Genomic DNA, 14360 nt, shown 5'->3' with positions numbered 1-14360 from the left:
TACTGAGAAGGTAAATGACGCAAAGGGGGAGTTTAATGATGGCAATGAAAGATAAAGTGACTATTATTATGGGTGCGTCCAGTGGGATTGGTGAAGCAACTTCTAAGTTGCTTGCGGAAAAAGGGGCCAAGTTGATTATTGCTGCACGTCGATTAAATCGTCTCGAAGCAATCAAAGAAGCTTATCCCAAGGTGGACATTCATATCCAACAAGTAGATGTAACCAACAATGAAGATGTCAAAAAGGTTGTAGATCTCGCGATGGACATTTACGGAAGAATTGATGTGCTTTACAACAATGCAGGTATTATGCCAACCGCACCAATTATCGAAGGACGTCGTGATGAATGGCAGAGAATGCTTGATATCAATATCATGGGTGTGTTAAACGGAATCGCTGCAGTCGTACCTATTATGGCGAAGCAAAAGTCAGGGCATATTATTGCAACGGATTCTGTAGCAGGGCATGTTGTCTATCCCGAATCAGCTGTGTATTGCGGAACAAAATTTGCAGTACGCGCGATTATGGAAGGAATAAGACAGGAGCAAAGGGAAAATAACATTAAATCAACTATCATCTCGCCAGGGGCAGTTGCAACTGAGCTGTACAAAACCATTAGTGATAAGCAGGTTTCAGAAGATCTCCATCAATCACAAAAAGAATGGGGCTTAGTTCCAGAAGATATTGCATCTGCTGTTGTATTTGCGATTGATACACCAGAACGAATGGCAATAAGTGATATGATTGTTCGCCCGACTACCCAGCCTGTTTAAGCATATGAAATTGATCAAGCGATGGCATATTTGGTTGTTTATTTTTCTAAGTCTGCTGCTACTGTTAGGGTGCAGTGGACTAGATAGAGAGGAAACTGGCAAGAAGTGGAACAAGAAAACACGATGCCATCCAATAAGGGGGATTCCGCATACATGGAGAATCGACATGTAGCAATTACATTTGGGAATGAACAATTGAAGGCAACATTAGAAGACAATGGAACAACTAGAGACTTTATGGAACAGCTTCCAATGACGGTTACGATGCATGACCTGCATCGTCGTGAAAAATATATAGAAATAAGCGGTTTAGCGGTCGAAGATACAAATGTTGCACATTTCAGCAAAGGAGATATTTCCTACTGGACACCCGGTGAAGCCTTCGTCATTTACTACGAAGGAGATCAAGAACCGCTTCATGGACTTGTGAAAATGGGTGAGATTTTGGAAGGCGTGGAAGTACTGGAGAATTATCCAGGTGATATTGAGGTAACGATTGACATAGAGTAAGGAATTTAAAACTAAAAAGATCTGATTATTTGGGGAGGAAAATGCATGCAAAAACCATATGTTATTATCCACACACACACCTCCATCGATGGTAATATCGGTGTGATGGATTTACGAGAGTTTGAGGAAGCAAGTCGCCAATATCAAGAAATTTCATTGGACCCTGAAAAACAACAGTTTGAAATACAAGGCTACTTAAACGGTAAAACATCGACAGAAGACAATATTACGTTTTACAAGAAACCAGTTTTAGATGAAAACGCGGTTCTCGTACCTGAAGGAGATTATGTAGCATATTCCAATGCTCCTATGTATTATTTATCGATTGACCCACGAGGAGAATTAGCCTTTGAAGAGAATACTTTTGGCTATGGCGATGTATCTTCTCACATTATAGAAATTTTAACGGAGCAGGCATCAAACGCTTATAAAGACTTTCTCAGAAAGAAAAAGATATCCTATATCGTTGCCGGTAAAGAGCAAATTAATTATGGAGTGATGCTTGACAAGTTCTATAACCTGTTCAATATTAAGCGAATGATGGTTGGAGGAGGCGGAACAATCAACTGGTCTTTCGTTCAAAACGGACTAGTTGATGAGGTCAGCGTCATCTTGGCTCCTATCGCAAATGCTGATCCAAATGGCAACCGTTTCTTCGTCGCAAAAGAACCATACTCCAGCATGAAAGAAACAGCTTTTCAACTTAAATCGGTTGAGAAATTGGAACACGGTACATTATGGATTCGCTATGCTGTAAAAAAGAAGTGAATCCTGACGAGAGCGAAAAGCAAGTTATAAATGATATTAGCTATTTACTCAATGGGCCAGCTCCCAGCAGTATTCAAGCCTTTCTTAGTGAATACTTAATAAGCCTTAGGGAGAGAAGTAGGTCATCCATTAGAATTTCAATCCTTCTTTTCAATGAATGGCTAGCAATACTGAATGATTGTAGAAATAGAAAGTAGTGAAACAATATTTTATGAAGCACTCTAAAAATTTACTTATATTTATCTTGGGAGTTGGCGTGTTTGGTATTATTAATACCGAAATGGGTGTCATTGGCATTCTTCCTAATTTAGCCGATTATTTTGATGTCAGTGTCTCGACAGCTGGTTTATTGGTTAGTCTTTTTGCGCTAGGCATTGCCATTTCAGGACCAACGCTGCCATTAGTGTTTTCTCGTATCAATCGAAAAAAAGTCATGTTGCTGGTACTAGCTATTTTCATTATTAGTAACATTATTTCCGTCTTTACAAGCCATTTTACGGTTGTTTTAGTAGCACGTGTGATACCAGCTTTTTTCCATCCTGTTTATGTCTCGATAGCTTTATCCGTTGCTGCAGCTTCTGTTAGTGAAAAAGAAGCTCCAAAGGCAATCTCTAAAGTATTTATAGGGGTTTCCGCAGGCATGGTTTTAGGTGTTCCAGTTGTAAGCTTTCTTGCAAATACAGTTTCACTTGAAGTGGCGATGTCCTTTTTCGCTGTTGTAAATATTTTCACCTTCATTGCAACATTGATTTACGTACCTTCCATGCCAGTACAGGAAAGTCTCTCATATGGTTCCCAGCTAAAGATTTTAACGCATGGCATTACATGGCTTTCTATTTTGGCTGTTCTTTTCTTAAACGCAGCCATTTTTGGGGTATATAGTTATCTCGCCGAATATTTGGGTGTGGTAACGAATATGTCGGCAAACGTCATCAGTATCATGTTACTTGTATATGGGCTGGCTAATATTGTCGGGAATATGATTGCAGGGAGATTACTTACAGACTATCCAATCCGTTCTGTAACGATCTTTCCCATTGTATTAGCTGCTGTTTATCTTATCTTTTACTTTGTGGCTGAACTTACGGTACCTACTGCTATTATTATTTTAGTTTGGGGGATACTTGGTGGGGTTGGTGCAAATATCAATCAATATTGGATGATGTCCGCGGCTCCAAAGGCTCCAGATTTCGCAAATGGGTTATTCCTGACTTCAGTTAACTTAGGTACTACGATTGGTGCTGGTGTAGCAGGGGTTATCATTGCCCAATTGGGAACGAAGTATATTTTATTCGTAGGTGTACTATCATTGGTAATCGGTTTTATATGTATTATACTTCGGAATTCATTGTATAAGCATGCTGCATAGTTCTTTTTTTAGAGTTGAAAGTGAGCAATAGAATGAAGACAATGAGGGGGGGGAAGTATTTAAAGTGAAAAAAGTTTTAGCAATCTCAATTACTGTTATCTTCTTCATAACGGGGTGTACTGAAAATGAGCAACAAGGTTCTTCTAATAACCCTGAGGATAAGCAAACAGAGGAACTATCTTTATCTATAGACAATTTGGAAGTTATTGCGGAAAGTTTGGATGTTCCCTGGTCCATCGAAGGAATCCACAAGGAATGACATGGTCTCTCGACGGTACGATGTATGCCAGCGAGCATGGTGATAATGCCAATGATGAAGTGAACTTAATTGAAGCTGGTCAAAACTATGGCTGGCCGGTTATTGAAGGTAGGGAAGAGCGGGAAAATATGATTTCACCTTTGTTTACTTCTGGAAATGAAGCAACATGGGCGCCATCTGGAATGGCATATGATAATGAAAAATTATATGTTGCAGCGCTCAGAGGAAGTGCCGTTTTGGAGTTTGATTTAGAAAAGAATGAATATCGAGAACTGGTAACAGATCTTGGTCGTATTCGGGATATATACGTTGGGGATGAAAATCTGTACTTTATTAGTAATAACTTAGATGGTCGAGGAATCGAAAAGGAAAATGACGATAAGTTATATAGAATGCCTCTTTCTCGTTAAATTGAGAAATAGCAGGTTGTTACGAGGAGTGAATAAATTGAAAAAGGTAAAAATAACTGGAAGTGAAGTTTTTCCCGTAGGCTTGGGTACTTTGCGGATCAAAAAAGTTCGATAAAGAATAAGCGTTGATTTTGAGGTAGTATGCCATTATATAAAAATAAGGGGATAGTATAGGATGAAAAAAATATGGGAAAAAATCATAGTTGGAAATATGCAATTACCACATCGGTTAGCAATGTCACCAATGACTAGAAGTAGAGCGCTAACTGATGGAACACCTTCAGATTTAAGTCCTGAATATTATGGACAACGTGCTTCGCTAGGGTTAATTATTAGTGAGGGTACTCAACCATCTGAAGACGGTCAAGGTTACTTGAATACACCGGGCATTTATACCAAATCACATATTCAAGGGTGGAAAAATGTTTCTGATCGGGTCCATCAAGAAGGGGGGCATCTTTTTATACAATTAATGCATGTAGGAAGGACCTCCCATCCAGATAACACGCCGCATCATCGTCAAGCGGTAGCACCTTCAGCCGTTGCTCCAGGAGAGCAGATTTTTACGGCCGATGGCAAGAAGGATGTTCCTGTACCAAGGGCATTACGTACAGAAGAAATAAGGGATGTTGTTGATGATTTTAGAAAAGCTGCGAGGGCGGCTATTGAAGCTGGAGCTGATGGCGTTGAAGTTCATGGTGCGAATGGCTATTTAGTTCACCAATTTCTTGGAGAAAATTCTAATGTTCGTACAGATGAATATGGTGGATCCGTTGAAAATCGGGGACGTTTTGCGATTGAAGTTACAAAAGCCGTTATAGATGAAATTGGTGCAGATAAGGTTGGTTTCCGAATATCACCAGGAGCAGGGCTTGGCGGCGTTAAAGAAGGGGTTCATATAGATCAAGTTTATGAATATCTTGTTTCCGAGTTGGATAAATTAGGTTTAGCATACCTTCACGTCATGCATGTAGGAAATGAGGGGCTTTTACGTAAAATACGTTCTATCTGGTCAAATCCATTATTGGTTAATCGTGCAGGACGTCCGATAGCGGACATTAGTATTGATATCGATAATAATCTTGCTGACATAGCACCAATTGGGGCATGGGCTCTTGCTAACCCTGATATTGTAGAACGCTTGAAAAAAAGTGCTCCACTTAACGAACCTGACCGTACCACATTTTATGGTGGCGATGAGAAAGGTTATATTGATTATCCACTTTTGACCACTAAGGAGCTAACAAAATAGGGGCTAATATTATGTGGTTGTATAAGGATTTATAGGTAGCATGAACACAAAAAACACCAAACCTTATCTCTTAACGAGTAAAATAGGTTTGATGTTTTCTGATCTTACAACAAGTACTACTTACGCAATTTACTAAATTCCTTGCGCGTATCATCTGAAAGTGAGCCGCCGATATCCATTAATTCGACAATATCTTTAAAGGCTCTTTCAGGAATTGCTAAATCTGCTAGTTCATCTTGCGTAAAACCTAAATTGATTTCATCTTCTCGACCAGCTTCCAATTTAGTAACGAATTCCGGTTCCGTAACGAAAGGTGTAGATGCCCCAACCATATCAGCGAATTGAAAGGCTTCCAGTGCTTTTTCTGGTGAGTTGATACCACCAGATGCCATAACCGGAATACGACCAGCAATATGGTCGAACACAACTTGATTCATCCATTTGCCTTTAAATTTACCTTGCCGAATGGTTTGTTTATAAATATTCTTGCCCCAACTTGCGGTAGCTAAGTATTGGATATCAGCTACTTCCATTAATTGATCCATGAAATAAAGAAAGTCTTCCACACTGTAGCCAATTTCATGGCCCCGCGTTTCTTCTGGCGTACCACGGTAACCAAGAATAAAATCAGCAGGTGCTTCTTCATCAATAACTTTTTGAACAGCCTGCAACACTTCAATCCCAAAACGTGAGCGATTTTCGAGTGATTGGGCACCATATTCATCGTCACGCTGATTGGAGAAAGTGGATAGGAATGTTTGGATTAATAAGCGCTGTGCACCTGAAATTTCAATCCCATCAAAACCGGCTTGAATCGCGCGCCTTGTTGCGTCAGCATATTGGGTAATGACATGCCTGATTTTACGTTTGGTCATGGGTAAGACGGTATGTTCAATTGGGGTTTTTAAGTTCATTTCACTTGGACCATAAACGACACCGAAGTCTTTAAGCGAAATTTTAGAAAAACGACCTGCATGCGTTAATTGAATAATTGCTTTCGCACCGTCTTTTTTCATCGCTTGAGCGAGTTTTTTAAGCCCTGCGATACTATGGTCATCATCGATACCAAAACCATATTCAAACAATTGACCGTATTCTTCAATATAAGCAGAACCTGTAATTTGTAGGGGCGCTGAATGGGCGCGTCGTTTTGCATAAGACAAGTCTTCTTGCGTAACATAACCTTCAACGGTTGAAGAATTAGTAACCATTGGTGACAGGACAAAACGATTATCTAATTCAATCCCATTTGGTAGCGCTATCGTCTCAAATAAAGGTCTGTATTGTTCCGTTGTTTTCATTTGCATATTCTCCAATTCCTTAAAGTAAAGTGTAATTGTTAATGTTAATTTAAACCTATCACCTGTTAAGAACAATGTCAATTTGATACAGATTTGATCACTGTTATAGTTGATTGGAAAATAGTAAAACGCTATCAGAGTTCGCTATCTTGATAATCCTTCACTAAAATAAGATATTTTGTTAGATTATTCATAATGAATGTTATACTGTATATATATTAGGCTTAAATTTAAGTGAGAAAGAGGGATTACTGATGAAAAAACGTGGTGAATATTTATTTATTGAAAAAAATGGTGATGATTTTACGATAAGTATGACGCCAGAATTACAAGATGATATTGGTACAGTTGGTTTCGTTGAATACGCAGATGCTGATACAGATACGCTTGAAGTAGGTGATACCATTTTAAATTTGGAAGCTTCGAAAACAGTTCTAGAATTGGCTTCTCCGTTGGCTGGTAAAGTCGTTGAGCGAAATGAAGCATTAATAAGTGAACCAACACTTTTAAATTCGGCGAAACCAGAAGAAAATTGGGTAATTAAATTAACAGATGTTGATGAAGATGCGTTTAACAAATTAGAAGGTGTCACTAGATATATTTCTTAATAGGGGTAGGATAATGGATCAAGAAGCGAGACTAGATTATCTGATTGACTATTTATTGGAAGAAAACATAGATACGAAGGAAAAAATGGATCAGTACGAAAGAGGTACTGCACAGGAAAAATTAGCTTTATTTCGGGGACTATGTAATGTTCGCCCGCCTGAACCGGTGACAGATCAATTTACCCGAGTCCAGGATGCCTTCTTAACGCAGTGGAATAATGCACGGACATTAACCGCCTTGAATGATTTGGAAGCGATAGAGCCGCAACTATATTTATGGCAAGGCGACATTACGAGTCTAGCAGTAGACGTGATTGTCAATGCAGCCAATAGTGATTTTATAGGCTGTACGAAGGCAAATCATGACTGTATTGACAATATGATCCATACACGTGCAGGTGTAGCATTAAGGCTAGCATGTGATGCAGTGATCAAAGCACAAGGTCGCAGAGAGCCGATGGGGAAAGCAAAAATAACGAAGGCTTACAATTTACCTTCAGACTATGTCATTCATACAGTCGGTCCCTATATCGACGGGCGTGGTGTATCACTCTTAAAGGAAAAATTATTAGCTTCGTCTTATCGTTCTTGTTTAGCCTTGGCTGATGAGCACCAACAAAAGACGATCGCTTTTTGTTGCATTTCAACCGGTGAATTTAATTTCCCTAATGGGCGTGCGGCTGAAATTGCGATTCAGACTGTGAAGGCATATTTAAGTGATACCCGATCAGCACTAAACGTTATCTTTAATGTGTTTAAAGATGAGGATTTACATATTTATCGAGCGATATTAGGGATGAAAGAATAGGAGATTGTTATGGAACAACTTAAAACGCAATGGCAGACATTAGCGACAGAATCATCTGTGTCACAAGCAGATTGTTTACATCAATTAATAGAAGAAGCTGAAGCAATTGTCATCGGGATTGGAGCAGGAATGTCTGCAGCAACGGGATTTACTTATGTAGGAAAACGATTTACGGATGCATTTCCTGATTTTATTGCGAAGTATCGTTTCTTTGATATGTTACAGGCAAGTCTATTTGAGTTTGAGAACGCGCAAGAATATTGGGCCTTTCAAAGTCGCTTCAGTTTGTTGAATTTTTTTGATCAACCAGTAGGGCAAGCATATGTTGATTTGCGCCAGATGTTGGCTGATAAAAACCATCATATTATTACAACGAATGCTGATAATGCGTTTTATGCAGCTGATTTCGATATGGATAAAGTCTTTCGTATTCAAGGGGAATATGGATTGTGGCAATGTTCTAATCATTGTCATCAACAGACTTATCAGGATGAAAGCTTAATTCGTCAAATGGTCCGGGAACAATCAGATATGAAGGTTTCTGAGGCATTGATTCCGTATTGTCCGAAATGTGGAGCTGGTTTGGAAGTGAACAAACGTACTAAAGAAAAAGGAATGGTTGAAGATGATCATTTCCATGAGCAAAAAGCGCGTTATGAACAATTCTTAAAGGAGAACCAAGCGAAGAAGATACTCTTTCTGGAAATTGGGGTTGGACATACAACGCCACAATTTATTAAACATCCTTTCCAACAAATGACGCAGGCGAATCCGAAAGCATTGTTTGTGACAATGAATCAGAAGGATTATTTTACTCCACATGCGGTTCGTTCACAAACAATAAGAATGGATGAAGATATTGCTAACGTTTTACATTCAGCTGCGTTGAAAGCGTGATGGAGGAGATAACGTATGTATTTAATTGAATCAAAACGTGATGGTGAATGGATTTATGATCCGGGAATGACAATGGCTTTACAAGAATATGTGAAAGATCATATTTTCTTAGATGAGGATGTATTGTTCCCGTATATGATGCATCCGGCTGTCCAAATTGGAAAATACCAGAATGCATATGAGGAAGTCAATCAACCCTATATGGATGAACATGATATTAAAATCATTCGCCGCGTAACGGGCGGTGGTGCGATTTATCTTGATGACCGTAATATGAGTTTTAGTTTCTTATTTGATGGTAATAGCGACATTAATGGAAATTATGGACGGTTGTATGAGCCGGCCATCAAGGCACTTCAGAAGTTAGGCGTGGATAATTTAGAACAAAAGGGCCGTAATGATTTGGTTTTAGATGGCAAGAAAATTTCTGGAGCGGCAATGATGTTACAGGATGGTCGTGTTTACGCGGGCTATTCGTTACTATTAGATCCTAATTATGAAGCAATGGTGTCCGTGTTGAATCCTAACCAAAAGAAAATTGAGGCACACGGCATTCAATCTGTACGTAGCCGTGTAGGATCGATCCGTCCCCATTTAGCACCTGAATATCAAGCAATGACGGTCTGGGACTTTACGGAGTATATGATTTGTCAATTACTCGAAATTGATGATATGACGCAAGCGAAGCGTTATGAATTAACCCCGGAAGATTGGGCAGGAGTTGATAAAATTGCCGCTGAGAAATACAGCAATTGGGACTGGAACTATGGTCGTTTTAAGCAGTTTGAATATCGTTTAACGGATCGATTTCCAATTGGAACGATTAGTATCGGTTTAAGTATAGAACATGCTAAAATTTCTGCCATCCAGATTACAGGAGACTTTTTTGGGACGAAAGATGTTAAAGAAGTGGAAGCGGCTCTAATGGGGATACGATTAAGAAAAGATGACTTATTAAACGCTTTAGAACCGCTGGATTTAGCCAGTTATTTTGGGAATTTAACGAAGGAAGCGTTCGTCAATTATATGTTAGGTATACCGACAGTTGAAGCATAAGAACTCGTGGCCTAGAAAGAAGGATGGAAATGGTTAAATTAGGGATTCTAGATTACGCTCAAATTGACGAAGGCACGAGTGCCCAAGCGGCTTTGCAGCATACGATTGCGCTCGCTCAATTAGCAGAATCGCTGGGGTATGAACGGTTCTGGATGGCAGAACACCATAATGTTCCTGCTTTTGCCAGTAGTTCCCCTGAACTGATTATGATGCGTTTAGCAGATGCGACAAGCCGTATCCGTATCGGTTCTGGCGGCGTGATGCTCCCTCATTACAGTCCATATAAAGTGGCTGAAAATTTTCGTGTGCTCGAAGCTTTTCATCCGAATCGCATTGATTTAGGAATGGGTAATACGATTGGAACCCCGATTGTGAATCGAACATTGAATGAGAATAAGGAGAGTAAGCTCAATTACGAACAGAGCATTGTCGATTTAACCAAATATTTAAACGACCAAGTGGATGAAAATCATCGCTTCCATGGCATTACTGCTAATCCTGTTATTCCAACTGTTCCTCAGATGTGGCTATTATCAACCAGTGTCAAAAGTGCCAAAATGGCTGCTAAGTTAGGGGGTGGCTATACTTTTGGCTTATTCCTGCTTGCTGGCATTGATAAATTAAATATTGGTATTCAGGCAGCAAAGGCTTATCGTGAGGCATTTAAGCCTTCACCTTTCATGCCAGAACCCAAAGTATCCATTGCGCAAATGGTTGTCGTTGCTGAAACGAATGAGCAAGCGGAAGCATACGCGGAATCTTTAGATCTTTGGTTACTCGGCACAGATAATTTTGGTAGCCTGAGTGAATTTCCTTCGGTTGAAACAGCTCGCCATTATCAATATACGCAAGAGGAAAAGGCAATGATTCAAGCGAATCGGACCCGAATGGTAGTTGGTGATATTGAAATGGTCACAGCACAATTAAATGAATTGATTACGCAATTTAAGGCTGATGAATTATTGTTAATACCACTTATACCGGGGATAGAAGCCCGCAAAAAAGCGATTGAATTATTGGCTGGATCATTTATTTGAAAGTTTTGAGGATAATGTGAGTCAATCTCTTCCACTGTCTTACAGGGATAAATATCATAAGCAAGCGCAATTGAACATAAAAATAAGCACGTGGTATCACCATCATGAATTGCTGGAGGTACCATGCTTATTTTTTTGCTTATCGGGGCTTAGTCCCAGTCCCCTGAAAATTATATTTTAGTTCTTAACAGTAGGTGTTTTTTGAGATTTTAATTTATCCCATAAATAAAATACGATTTGCACGACAATAGCAATACCCAACAGAACTGCAATAATAATACTTAAGTGCTTCAAATCTGAGGCGAGATCTCCACCGCCATAAATTAAACTAAAATAACTGTTTACACCATAGGTTGCAGGCAATAAATTACCCAGTTCCTGATAAAAAGATGGCAATAATTCACGAGGAACGAGGGCACCTGAACTAACTAATTGAATTGCTGTTAAAGCGATGTTAAAAATCATACCAGGATTACCAAATAACATCACGAAAACTTGTGATATCGCTAAAAAGCTAAAGAGCAAAATAGCTTGAATTCCCCATAAAGCGAAAAAATTATGATCCAATTCAATGTTAAACAGATACATGAGACAAACGGTTAATAAGGATATCCCAATAGCTAATAGGATATTAATGATTTGTCTACCAATAAAAAGGGCAGACCGGGTATATTCATTGGTTAATTTTCCGTTCGTAAATTGTAAATATTGGCTAATAAGCATTGCACTAATATATGACGCTAATACGATTAACAGCGGAACCACGGTGATAGCAAAACCTTCTTTATCATTGGTTTTCACTACATTGGCTTCCACGGGAGTAATTTGGGTGTTCTCTTGCACCAGTTCTACTACTTGGCTTGCTACTTCCTCGACCATTGCTTTCATATCTTCACTTGGAGCCTCCGCAGCTACCATTTGTGGAAGGTTTTCCGCTAATTGTGTATTCATCGTTTCTCTAACTTGTTGATTCAATTCATCGTTAACTCTATTTGCTGCAGTTTCCATCATTTGTTTTGTTAAGGTTGGGGTTGATTGATTGATATAATAATCAATATTTACATCTTCATTCTCCTGCAATTGCTCCATCATTTGGTCTGGGAGATGAATCAGCATATTGACATTTCTTTCATCTAATTCCTGTTTTGCTTTTTTTAATCCCTCAAACTCTGTTATCTGAAATAAATCTCTATCTTCTAATTTATTTGTGATTCCTTCTCCAAGTACAGCATCGTCATTTACAATACCAATGGAAAATTGATCTGTCCGGTCATAGACACCGTTATAGCCAGTTAACCAGACAATAACAAAAATAAGTTGAAAAGCAATTGCTGCTGAAATACCCAATAAGGTTTCTTTTTCCTTGAAGAAACTTTTTAGTACTCTCATATTTATCTCCTCCATAATCAAAGTAAGTACACTTGCATAATGTTAAAAAAATTACTAAAGCATTTGGATGAAAGAATTGATTTTTTTATTAATAAAGTCATCAATGGATAATGCCTCAGGATGAACTTTTGTTCTTGATAAAAAGAATCAGTGCATACTTTTGCATAATTGCTTTGCTTCTACATTCCTTTTTTATTACCAAAAGATTGGAAAGCTAAGACAAAAAATATCGGTGTGCTATTACCCTCCTTTTAAAAAAACATAAATATAGTTAATTAAATGCTTTTATGACTGACGGTCAGTCAATTAAAGAATAGTATACTTAGTTTTTAAAAATAGTCAAGAGTTATTTTAAAAAAACCTTTGACTACGCTCATATGTAATTCCTGAGTTGCAATGAATCATAGATTATCTTTTATAAAAATATATAAGGGAATGCGCCATAACTAAGAAGAGCATTTCAGGGAGGAATAAAACAAATGCGAAAGGTTTTAAAAAGAGAAATACGACTTATTATCAAAATTCTTGTTCAAGCGGATTTCTCTTTAACTAAAACACTTGATATGAAATGGTTAAAAATAATATAAATAATGGAGGGAATATTGGTTAACAACGATTAGAAAGTGACGTACTCAGTAATTGGTTAATAGTAAAAAGATAGTCATCTATTTGGAAATCTGAATGATAAATAAAACATTCATGTGCCACATGCTCAACCATGCCTTCGATTAATGATGAAGTCATTTCTGTGTTTAGATCAGATCTAAATTCACCCGATTTTTGACCATTCTCGATTAAGCTTTTTAAAAAGTCATAGTAAGGTGTTCTTATTTCTTTTTCAGCTTCCCATTGCTCTGTTTTAAAAGCACTGATTGCGTTAAAGACAGGGAAAACATCATTATAGTTCTCCATTACATGAAAAGCAGACTTGATAACTTGCATAAGTTCTTCTTGTTGGCTTCTATTAGAGCCCATAACTTTTTTTGCTTCAAAAAGGATGTTTTCTCTCATTTCACGGATCAAAGCAAGAACCAGATCTAACTTAGAAGGAAAGTATAGATAGAATGTCCCCTTTGCAACACCTGCTCTTTGCACTATCTCGGATACTTTTGTCTCATCAAATCCTTTTTCTGCCAGAACACTACGCGCCGCAGTTAAAATTTCCTTATAACGTTCAGCTTTACCTACCAATTGATAATTGACCTCCTATCAATATGTATCTATCTTAATGAAGACTCTAGTTATAAATTATTTTATAATTAATCCTTTACACATAAATGAAGTTTAGCATAAAAAAAATAATATTGAAACTAACGCTCTTTCTGATGTCAATATGCTTGGGATAGCAACGTACCCCTTTATATGGTTAGGGAGATAATCATTGATACCCCTCTAATCTCCTGAAAATCACGTGACTTGATACTGTTTCATTCGGAAATACACAACCCCATCTAAAACAATTTTCATCACCAATAGAACAACCATGGTAAACATGATATTTTGCACAAAAGAATGGAGAATAAATTCTTGTTTTGTACTCATTAGCGTTAAAAAATCCTCAATACGGTAGTTATTGATTGGAAATAAGTTTAATAGTTTATATACGATGCCCCTTTTAATTAATTGAGTGAATGCTTTTGGTAAAAGGAATAATCCTAATGCTATAGTTAAAGAACTGAACGGTGAACGCGTGATGGATGAAACAAATATTGTTACCCCTACGATCGATAGCAAACTAATAAAATGGAGAACGACAGCTAAACAGAACACTTGTAAATGATTGATTTCAACTGGAAAATTAAACAGCTCTAAGGAAAAGTTTGTTTGAATACTCGTGTCCCAACCAGTAAATCCACTATTATAAACATAGAAAGCTCCCAGCGATATCACTTGAATATCCTCTCGTGATGCAACAGAGTAATT

15 protein-coding genes and 1 pseudogene are annotated in these 14360 nt (G+C 38.1%); 12 read left to right on the top strand and 4 right to left on the bottom strand.

Going from position 1 to position 14360, the window contains the following annotated elements; translation table 11 throughout:
- Positions 1-38: 38 nt before the first annotated feature.
- From JOC34_RS18770 to JOC34_RS18740, 7 genes and pseudogenes are all read left to right on the top strand, one after another.
- Positions 39-773 (top strand): SDR family oxidoreductase, encoded by a 735-nt coding sequence (locus JOC34_RS18770; protein ID WP_239544596.1) that lies wholly within the window; start codon positions 39-41, stop codon positions 771-773.
- A gap of 153 nt (positions 774-926) precedes the next feature.
- Entirely contained in the window at positions 927-1283 is a 357-nt protein-coding gene (locus JOC34_RS18765) for a cyclophilin-like fold protein (protein WP_205138329.1), read from the top strand.
- A 45-nt stretch (positions 1284-1328) separates the two neighbouring features.
- Positions 1329-2051 (top strand): dihydrofolate reductase family protein, encoded by a 723-nt coding sequence (locus tag JOC34_RS18760; protein WP_205138328.1) that lies wholly within the window; start codon positions 1329-1331, stop codon positions 2049-2051.
- Positions 2052-2262: 211 nt separating this feature from the next.
- Positions 2263-3420, top strand: a complete 1158-nt coding sequence (locus JOC34_RS18755) for an MFS transporter (protein ID WP_205138426.1) — start codon at positions 2263-2265, stop codon at positions 3418-3420.
- A gap of 64 nt (positions 3421-3484) precedes the next feature.
- Positions 3485-3679 carry a hypothetical protein gene (locus tag JOC34_RS18750; RefSeq protein WP_205138327.1) on the top strand — a complete coding sequence of 65 codons (195 nt, stop codon included), beginning with the start codon at positions 3485-3487 and terminating at the stop codon, positions 3677-3679.
- Positions 3661-4089, top strand: a pseudogene (locus JOC34_RS18745) (PQQ-dependent sugar dehydrogenase); the annotation flags it as partial. The gene JOC34_RS18750 and the pseudogene JOC34_RS18745, both read left to right, overlap by 19 nt.
- Before the next feature lie 175 nt (positions 4090-4264).
- Entirely contained in the window at positions 4265-5341 is a 1077-nt protein-coding gene (locus JOC34_RS18740; RefSeq protein WP_205138325.1) for an alkene reductase, read from the top strand.
- Between the two features lie 116 nt (positions 5342-5457).
- On the opposite strand, the gene JOC34_RS18735 is transcribed toward JOC34_RS18740, so the two are convergent.
- A complete protein-coding gene (locus tag JOC34_RS18735) occupies positions 5458-6642 on the bottom strand; it encodes an NADH-dependent flavin oxidoreductase (RefSeq protein ID WP_205138324.1) in 1185 nt (394 codons plus the stop codon).
- Between the two features lie 254 nt (positions 6643-6896).
- Between JOC34_RS18735 and JOC34_RS18730 the strand changes: the two genes are divergently transcribed.
- Genes JOC34_RS18730 through JOC34_RS18710 form a run of 5 tightly spaced genes read left to right on the top strand, consistent with a single transcriptional unit; the run spans position 6897 to position 11048 of the window.
- Entirely contained in the window at positions 6897-7250 is a 354-nt protein-coding gene (locus JOC34_RS18730; protein WP_205138323.1) for a glycine cleavage system H family protein, read from the top strand.
- Positions 7251-7263: 13 nt separating this feature from the next.
- Positions 7264-8058: a protein-ADP-ribose hydrolase gene (locus JOC34_RS18725; protein WP_205138322.1), complete on the top strand. Its 795-nt coding sequence runs from the start codon at positions 7264-7266 to the stop codon at positions 8056-8058.
- 9 nt (positions 8059-8067) lie between these two features.
- On the top strand, positions 8068-8955 hold the full coding sequence (locus JOC34_RS18720; RefSeq protein ID WP_205138321.1) for an SIR2 family NAD-dependent protein deacylase: 888 nt from the start codon (positions 8068-8070) through the stop codon (positions 8953-8955).
- Between the two features lie 15 nt (positions 8956-8970).
- On the top strand, positions 8971-10011 hold the full coding sequence (locus JOC34_RS18715) for a lipoate--protein ligase (protein WP_205138320.1): 1041 nt from the start codon (positions 8971-8973) through the stop codon (positions 10009-10011).
- Positions 10012-10040: 29 nt separating this feature from the next.
- Positions 10041-11048, top strand: a complete 1008-nt coding sequence (locus tag JOC34_RS18710; RefSeq protein WP_205138319.1) for an LLM class flavin-dependent oxidoreductase — start codon at positions 10041-10043, stop codon at positions 11046-11048.
- Positions 11049-11225: 177 nt separating this feature from the next.
- On the opposite strand, the gene JOC34_RS18705 is transcribed toward JOC34_RS18710, so the two are convergent.
- From JOC34_RS18705 to JOC34_RS18695, 3 genes are all read right to left on the bottom strand, one after another.
- Positions 11226-12437, bottom strand: coding sequence for a YhgE/Pip domain-containing protein (locus JOC34_RS18705; RefSeq protein WP_205138318.1), 1212 nt, complete (start codon positions 12435-12437; stop codon positions 11226-11228).
- 606 nt (positions 12438-13043) lie between these two features.
- Complete coding sequence (locus JOC34_RS18700; protein WP_205138317.1) at positions 13044-13628, bottom strand: TetR/AcrR family transcriptional regulator; 585 nt, start codon at positions 13626-13628, stop codon at positions 13044-13046.
- Positions 13629-13844: 216 nt separating this feature from the next.
- The gene (locus JOC34_RS18695) at positions 13845-14327 is read right to left on the bottom strand and encodes a hypothetical protein (protein ID WP_205138316.1); all 483 of its coding nucleotides are present in this window, start codon (positions 14325-14327) and stop codon (positions 13845-13847) included.
- Between the last annotated feature and the right edge of the window lie 33 nt (positions 14328-14360).

This window comes from Virgibacillus halotolerans, assembly GCF_016908515.1.
In the GTDB taxonomy this organism is placed as follows: Bacteria; Bacillota; Bacilli; order Bacillales; family Amphibacillaceae; genus Virgibacillus_M; species Virgibacillus_M halotolerans.
The sequence above is the reverse complement of the archived record's forward strand: the minus strand, read 5'-3'. Positions and strand labels throughout refer to the sequence as shown.